This is a genomic window from uncultured Olegusella sp. (genome assembly GCF_947253395.1).
GTDB lineage: Bacteria > Actinomycetota > Coriobacteriia > Coriobacteriales > Atopobiaceae > Olegusella.
The window spans coordinates 1-6979 of the sequence record NZ_CAMXYY010000079.1 but is presented as its reverse complement, the minus strand read 5'-3'; the positions used below and the strand labels follow the sequence as shown (position 1 = coordinate 6979).

The window sequence follows — 6979 nt, the reverse complement described above, 5'->3', positions numbered from 1 at the left end:
AAAAACACACGAAGCAGAGGACGCTAAACTAGTTTCTTTACAGTCTGTATTTGACTTAGATAATTCGATAGGAACTTTGGCAGAAATGCCTTGTGGATGTTGCGCAACAAGGAAAAATCAAGAGGCTAAATGGATAATCAGAGAACTTTAAATCCCAGTTTGTCTAACTGAATAATAAATTGTTCTTAAATATAATGATTGGAGGAAGAGAAGAATGGGTTTATTCGGACTGTTTGGAAGGGAAAAAGAATTTGAATTAGATAAAGTAAAAGATGTCAAAAAAGAAAAGTGTTTAAGAGAATATAGTGATAATAATACAGAAGAAATATTGTACTTTGATAATTTGAATTTCAAACTGGCTATAGTTGAAGTGTTGATGTATGAGTTGAATTTATTAGAGCCTCGTTTTGATATTTATGATTTTGCTGATAAATACAAAGAGAAAGAGATAGATACAGACAGTTATACTGTAATAGAACCAGCCCTTAATTTCTTTAGAGAAATTTCTATTCCAAAGAAATTTGCACAGTATGTGGAACAAATCTACATGGATGGTGGAAATGAAGTATATATGAATATAATTCCACAGTGGGATGGAGAAGATGACTGTTTTGATTTAAATAATGTGACTATTTCAGAATTAAGTCAATTTCCAAATCTTAGAAAAGCAACAATAATGAGCAGCGATTTTGATAAAGTAAAGGAAATTTTTGATGCTGAAAATATTGATGTAGAATTGCTTTAAATTAATTGCTACATACAACTCCCAGTTTGTCGAGCTGAGTAAAATTTAATACTGAAGAGACAAGGCGATTAAGAAATAGAATTCTTAGTCGCTTTTTCTGGGTTAATACCCACGTGACGCTTATCTTGAAATGATTGGTGCTGGCTTTTGATTTCTGGGCTTTGGCGCTATTGCTCTGGTGTGCTGGTTCCGTCTTTCCAGATCACGGTGGCTTTGCCACTTGGTGCTATCTCGATGCGTTGGCACAGGGCGTGGAATGTAGCGGGCCTAAAGTCGCCTACACTGTCTAGTGTGGTGAGGGTGCGCCGGTAGTGGTTGAGTGTGGCTTTGATGCCTGTGCGACGCTCAATCTCCGCCGTGGTTGCTTCGTAGGCGTCGATGGCTTCGCGCTGGCGTTGTTCCAGCTTCTTGAAGCGTTGATGGTAGTCGTCTTGGTTTTGGGATTGATGTGCGGGGCGGCGCAGGTGCCGCGCTTTAGGTGGTTTGTGGCGCATTCCCAAACGTCCACGCGATTCGGGGTGCGGGCATGCCAGGTTATGTGCCCATATTTACAGCCGCAAGATTCGCACTCAATCAGCCCCGATAGTTGCACGCCAAATGATTGTTTACCGCCGAGTGGTAACGGCGCTCTCGGCGCTGTGCGCGTGAGGCCAAGATCGGCGATGAGTAGGTCTTGCGCATCGCGGACGTTTCCCCACATGAGCGTGCCTTCTAGGGCAAGATTCGTCAGAAAGAAGTCTGCCAAGCAGTAATCCATCTGCCTCGCTTGAGTCGGCTGTGAGGCTATTGTGGCGTGCATCTAGCTTCCCTTCACGTAGTGATTTCGCTAGTCATATACACGCTCTAAATCGCCCACTAATCCAGTTGTTTCGGCAGCTAATCTGTACCTTTTGGCGACTCTCGCACCTTTGCGCGAGTCTCGGCTCCGGCAGTGCCATCGGGTTCACTGGCGCTAATCGCCCTTTACCCTTGAAAATAACAGCAACCCGAATCAGGGTAAGAAGCGAGCGTCGAACGCGCAGCCACGAGCGCCATTTTGCCTACTATCAAGCCAAAAGCTCGCTCGGCTCACAGGCGAGCGCCAAGCGCCCTTGTATCCAATACGGACGCTTGTGCGAAACTTACTGCTCGGATTGGATACAAAATAGCGAGTGTCTGGCGCTCGCGGCTTAGCAGGTTCAAAATAGGTGGTAGGGGTTCAGCTATTAATTGGCTGCTTGGAGCAAAACAAACAGGTTCCTATCAAAGGGTCACCATCTTTTCGAGGTAGATGCTTCCAACCGATTCCTGCCCAGAATTCGTCGGGACGGCTGAAGGAACAAGAAAAACGTCAACCAAACCTTCAGCAGTCCCAAACATAAGCCTTGCAACTCGCGGTTGCGCTAAGTTCAAGGTGCGCTTGGTGGTATGCAACCGCAATAACTGTCAGAATTTGATTGTCCGGACAGAAAAAGTCGCCACCACGAAGGAGGAACGCACATGATACTCGCCGATAAGATCATCGAGCTACGAAAGAAAAATAACTGGTCACAGGAAGAACTGGCTGCAAAGCTGGGGGTTAGCAGGCAAGCCGTATCAAAATGGGAAAGCGTGCAGAGCATTCCTGATCTGGAGCGCATCCTGAAGATGAGTACGCTATTTGGTGTCAGCACGGATACACTCATCAAAGATGAAATTGAACTCTCTTCAGCCCCTGTCTATGACACGGAGGACGCAGAACACCCCTTGCGCGTCTTAAGCATGGAAGAAGCTAATGCCTATCTTGCGCTCAAAGAAAAAGGCACCCGCCCCATCGCCTTCGGCGTGATGCTCTGCGTTATGGCCATCATCCCTATTTTGTTGGCTGACGATTTTGTAAACGCAGCCGTTGCAGAGCCGATTGGGGTGATCTTTGCCTTTCTCATTGTTCTCGGTGCGGTGGCTTTGTTTCTTGTAAACGGCTTACCCTTGAATGCCTGGAAGTGGATAGAAAAAGAACCCTTTGAGATGGCTTATGGCGTCTCTGGCATGGTGCGTGAAAGACAGAACGTCCTGCAACCCAGATGGATGGCCCATATTGTTATTGGGGTCTGCCTTTGTATTTTGACGCTCATCTGCTTCATTGCCTCTGATCTGTCTGGGAATTTGGTCAACTTGCCGGAATCGTATTTTACGGCCTTTGGCTTCGGAATCGCTGCCATCGCCGTCTATCTCTTTGTGAGCGTCGGCATCCCTTACGGTGCCTACAAACGGCTTCTTCAGGAAGGCGACTTCAGTCCAAAGGAAAAAGCCATCGATCGTAAGATGGGCCCAATCATGGGCGTCTACTGGCTGGTGACGACAGCCATTTTCCTCGGATACAGTTTTATTACGATGGACTGGGGACGTAGCTGGATCATCTGGCCAGTTGCCGGTGTTCTGTGCGGCGTGTTAGCCATTGTGCTGACGATGGTGTATGGGAACAAGGATAAAAAATAAGGGAGGCAAAATGAGACACTCCGCTTTTCCAAGATTCAAAAAACTGCTAATCGTTTGTTTAATCATCATTGTCCTTTTAGCTGGCGTTGTTTTCGCCATACGCCTCTATAATCAAAACAAGTACCAATCCGCCTATTCCCTGGCTTCGCCAACTTATTACAAAAGCCCTTCTGATTTGAGCCTGTATCCGACAGAACTGGAAGGTGTCACTGTAACGCATGTTGATCAAAAAGCGGCACAGGGCTTTAACTTTGTTCCAAAGGAATTAAAACACAAGGGCGTCATCGTTGTCTTTGGCGGATCGGAAGGAACACCAGGCTACGATTAGGCAAAGATCTTCGCGCAAAATGGATACGAAGTCTTTTCCATGTTCATGTTTGGCCAGCCCAATCAGTCAAAGACCCTCACAAAGATTCCGTTGGAACAGTTTGAAGACATCTTATCTGTAATAAATACAGAAGCTGTATCGGAGACACCTATTACTGTTTTTGGAGCCTCCAAGGGTGCGGAATATGCACTGAATCTGGCTGTGAAGTATTCGGAGATTGATTACCTGATTTTGGTATCGCCATCCGCTTACACGTTTGCCGGATTGGACTTCAGCCAGTACGCCTCTTCGTGGACATGGAATGGCAATGAGCTGCCTTACATTGACTTGAAGGGATCGTCTCTGCCGATTTTTCTCTCGGATATGGTAGTTCCTCAAGTAATCAACTCGCCTGTTCGATATAAACCCATTTACACCTCGGCAATCAACACTGACCAGAACAAAGAAGATAAACACATTCCGGTCAAAGAGACGACTGCGCAAATTTTGCTTATTGCCGGCCAAGAGGATCAGATGTGGGACAGTCCATCCATGGCCGCGCTCATTCAGAAAGAACGCCCAGAGAACACAACACTTCAGATCTATGAAGATGCTGGGCATGTCTTTATAGGCAATGGCGTTATGACATTTGGAAATATGCTTCTCCGCGTAGGCGGTACAGAAGAAGGGAACAAAAAGGCATAGGAAGAAAGCAATCAGCTTATGTTGAAAAAGCTGAGTGAGTGGCATCACTAATGTTGCCCAAGCCCTGACAATGCGCCCAAGGCGCGGTAAAACCGGAAAAACAACTCAACACCTCGCTTAACGCTGACGAGCAAAGAACACTTTTGTAGTGGAGTGGCCTGATAATTAGACCCACTTGGTTTAAGTGTTGACCGTGTGTTGTTGTTTCCATTGTTCCGCGTATTGCCGTGGGCTGAGGTAGCCCAGGGACGAGTGCGGATGAAAGTTATTGTAGCGCCGTGACCATTGATCCACGAGCAGCTGGGCGTGTGCAAGATTCTCGATGCAGTTGTCATCCAATAGTTCGTCTCTCATCCGGTTGTGGAACGATTTCACGAAACCGTTGTGCCAGGGCTCGCCCGGCGGGATAAACGCTTGAATCGTCTCATCCTCCCTTGCCCATTGCTCCAAAGCATCAGCGATGAATTCCGGCCACCTTGGGTGCCCGCGACGACAAAATCGAATCGAATTGCCAGATTTCTATTAAGCTTGAGCAGCTTCTTTTTGCGCTCTTTGACAAGAGCTTTGATATCTTGCCGAAGGATGAAGGCGTTGCGATTTCTGAACTGATAAATATCAACCCTCATAGAACGCTTGCAAAAGTTGAGCTAGCTCTTAATATTCCGATGGCTAGCTTAATCGAGGGTGTTGGATCGATTTATTCTTGGGAATACGATCCAGAATCGGAGAGTGGAGCAACCTTTGCGCGGCAGGGGAAACAATTTCGCGGCACGGCTTTCTCTGTGCGAAGTTTGCTCCAAAATTCTCAGACCGTGAATCGAGCCGTGATGCGCTCGCTGTCGTAGCGGCTAAATACAGCGCTCCTAGCGCAATGGTGCAACCACTGTTTTGGCTTGATATCAAGCGAAAAAGCCTACTCTCTCCATTGCCGTCACGCCCGCCGCTTTGTATCATCTTCGGCAGCTAGATAACCGAAGACGTTCAACTACGCTTGCCGCATTCTTTCTGTTGTTCTTTCTGTTGTTGGTCCGGTTGGCCTGGAGCTAGCAATCAATGAGGTGGTTTGAGCTAACTGAGAATACGGATTGACGTACCCCGTTTGCGCTGGTTGGAGCATTAGGGGAGCCCCAGGAACGTCCTTGCGAAAGCGCTGTTGGGACTGGTGAATGGGAAGACCCCGCCGTTTGATAAGTTAGTTATTGGTTTGTGGAGCATTCTGGGATGGTTTTTTAGCTATTGTTGGAATAGTTGTTATCCTTAATCAGCAACTATTTGTTAAAGCATGAAGAGGCTATGGCTTAAGTAGCGTAGGCCATGAAGGAGAATTTATGGAGCAGTCAGCCACCTTAGCCATCATGGTCACCTACCAACCCACATGCAGCACTGTGCGCTTATTGGAGACTTTCATCGACCAGGGTCAATCCTTCGTCGTCGTGGATAATGGCTCTAATGCAACTAGCTCGATTGCGGATATTGAGTTGCTGTGCCGGAAAACGAAAGGCGAATATAAGCTCCGATGGGCGGAATTAATATCGTTAAATGTCAATAGAGGGTTGGCGCATGCACAAAATGTGGGGATTTTAAAAGCCGTTGAATTCGGTGCTGAAGGCGTGTTCTTTTTCGACCAAGATTCAAATCTGCCTGACTGTTTTTTTAAGGGGATGGTTGAAGAATATAATCGGCTTTCTAAAATCTATCCGTTAGGTATTTTGGCGCCCAATTTGTATGACAAAAATTTACATCAGTTTGGGCGTTATGCTCGACTGACAGGCAATTCTTATCAGACTGTTCATGATATAGAAAAGCCTGAATCGGTAAGCTTTGTGGTTTCTTCGGCTTCATTTATGCCAGTTTCAGTTTTTGAACAGGGTCAAAAGCTTTTTGCCTCCGAATTCTTTATAGACCAAGTTGATACTGAGTGGAGTCTGCGAATGCTCAGTGAAGGCAAAGCGATAGTTGTAACTAATCGTCTTACTTTTACTCATACTATTGGTGACCGCAGTGAACATCATTTCTTGGGGTTGACTATTCGCCCCAACCATCACGGGCCGATGAGGAAATTTTATATTTTCCGAAATGGACGGCGCACGATGATTGATTATGGGAGAAGGTTTCCCGGTTTTAAAAAATTAATGACGTTTCGTTTGATTCATGACGCTTTAGGGGTTGTTTTATATGAACAGCAAAAGGGGGCAAAAATAAAAGCCATGTGGAAAGGTTGGTGTGCCGGTAAGGCGCCGGCTAAGGATTGGAAGAACTACGAGGGTTAGAACCTTTGGCGTGAAAGTGTGGTTCTCCGAGCTGATAACCGGTTCATTGTATTCCATTGCAAGTCGGTGGGTGCAACAACAGGGTTGCATTTGCTGGCGCAAATCGGGCACGGGATGCACTGGAATTCAAGCACTAAATACGGAATGGGCTGGGGTGTAGTAAACAAAGATAGCCAGTATTCAGTGAGCAAGGTTGAGTTAACCGGCACCGGAACCGAATAATCCGGCCGCTCCGCCGGCTCCTAGCACATCAGTTGCGAAACGCCCTGGTAAGGGGCTTGCGCGTACGGGTGCGGCAGGTGTGTATCCAGCGGTTGCTCTTGGGCTACTGGGCTTGGCCGCCGATGCGGGTTTGATACGGGCGCGCCGTCGGGAAAAATGAGTCAGGTGAACTGTCCTGGGTTTTGTTCCTACTCGTTTTTGAGAGGATTGGGGCATGGTTAAGAGGTATTCTCAGGAGTTTAAGGATCGGGCGGTGCGTATGCTCGTGGATTG

Annotated in this window: 8 protein-coding genes and 2 pseudogenes; 7 read left to right on the top strand and 3 right to left on the bottom strand. The window is 46.9% G+C overall.

Annotated elements, in window-relative coordinates:
- The first annotated feature begins 214 nt into the window (after positions 1-214).
- Positions 215-745: a DUF6892 domain-containing protein gene (locus Q0X25_RS06495; protein ID WP_298580203.1), complete on the top strand. Its 531-nt coding sequence runs from the start codon at positions 215-217 to the stop codon at positions 743-745.
- A 167-nt stretch (positions 746-912) separates the two neighbouring features.
- On the opposite strand, the gene Q0X25_RS06490 is transcribed toward Q0X25_RS06495, so the two are convergent.
- Both Q0X25_RS06490 and Q0X25_RS08550 read right to left on the bottom strand, forming a co-directional pair.
- Entirely contained in the window at positions 913-1239 is a 327-nt protein-coding gene (locus Q0X25_RS06490) for a hypothetical protein (RefSeq protein ID WP_298580202.1), read from the bottom strand.
- Between the two features lie 8 nt (positions 1240-1247).
- Positions 1248-1445 (bottom strand): annotated as a pseudogene (locus Q0X25_RS08550) (hypothetical protein); the annotation flags it as partial.
- A 779-nt stretch (positions 1446-2224) separates the two neighbouring features.
- Between Q0X25_RS08550 and Q0X25_RS06485 the strand changes: the two are divergent.
- Genes Q0X25_RS06485 through Q0X25_RS06475 form a run of 3 tightly spaced genes read left to right on the top strand, consistent with a single transcriptional unit; the run spans position 2225 to position 4214 of the window.
- Positions 2225-3202: a helix-turn-helix domain-containing protein gene (locus Q0X25_RS06485; RefSeq protein ID WP_298580200.1), complete on the top strand. Its 978-nt coding sequence runs from the start codon at positions 2225-2227 to the stop codon at positions 3200-3202.
- Positions 3203-3212: 10 nt separating this feature from the next.
- A complete protein-coding gene (locus Q0X25_RS06480; protein ID WP_298580197.1) occupies positions 3213-3530 on the top strand; it encodes a hypothetical protein in 318 nt (105 codons plus the stop codon).
- Positions 3531-3536: 6 nt separating this feature from the next.
- On the top strand, positions 3537-4214 hold the full coding sequence (locus Q0X25_RS06475) for an acyl-CoA thioester hydrolase/BAAT C-terminal domain-containing protein (RefSeq protein ID WP_298580205.1): 678 nt from the start codon (positions 3537-3539) through the stop codon (positions 4212-4214).
- A 180-nt stretch (positions 4215-4394) separates the two neighbouring features.
- Here the strand turns inward: Q0X25_RS06475 and Q0X25_RS08545 are convergent, their stop codons facing one another.
- Positions 4395-4664 carry a transposase gene (locus tag Q0X25_RS08545; RefSeq protein ID WP_367270412.1) on the bottom strand — a complete coding sequence of 90 codons (270 nt, stop codon included), beginning with the start codon at positions 4662-4664 and terminating at the stop codon, positions 4395-4397.
- A gap of 26 nt (positions 4665-4690) precedes the next feature.
- On the opposite strand from Q0X25_RS08545, the gene Q0X25_RS06470 reads away from it, so the two are divergent.
- From Q0X25_RS06470 to Q0X25_RS08540, 3 genes and pseudogenes are all read left to right on the top strand, one after another.
- The gene (locus Q0X25_RS06470) at positions 4691-5059 is read left to right on the top strand and encodes a hypothetical protein (RefSeq protein ID WP_298580195.1); all 369 of its coding nucleotides are present in this window, start codon (positions 4691-4693) and stop codon (positions 5057-5059) included.
- Between the two features lie 483 nt (positions 5060-5542).
- Positions 5543-6484: a hypothetical protein gene (locus tag Q0X25_RS06465; RefSeq protein ID WP_298580193.1), complete on the top strand. Its 942-nt coding sequence runs from the start codon at positions 5543-5545 to the stop codon at positions 6482-6484.
- A gap of 289 nt (positions 6485-6773) precedes the next feature.
- Positions 6774-6866 (top strand): annotated as a pseudogene (locus Q0X25_RS08540) (LPXTG cell wall anchor domain-containing protein); the annotation flags it as partial.
- Between the last annotated feature and the right edge of the window lie 113 nt (positions 6867-6979).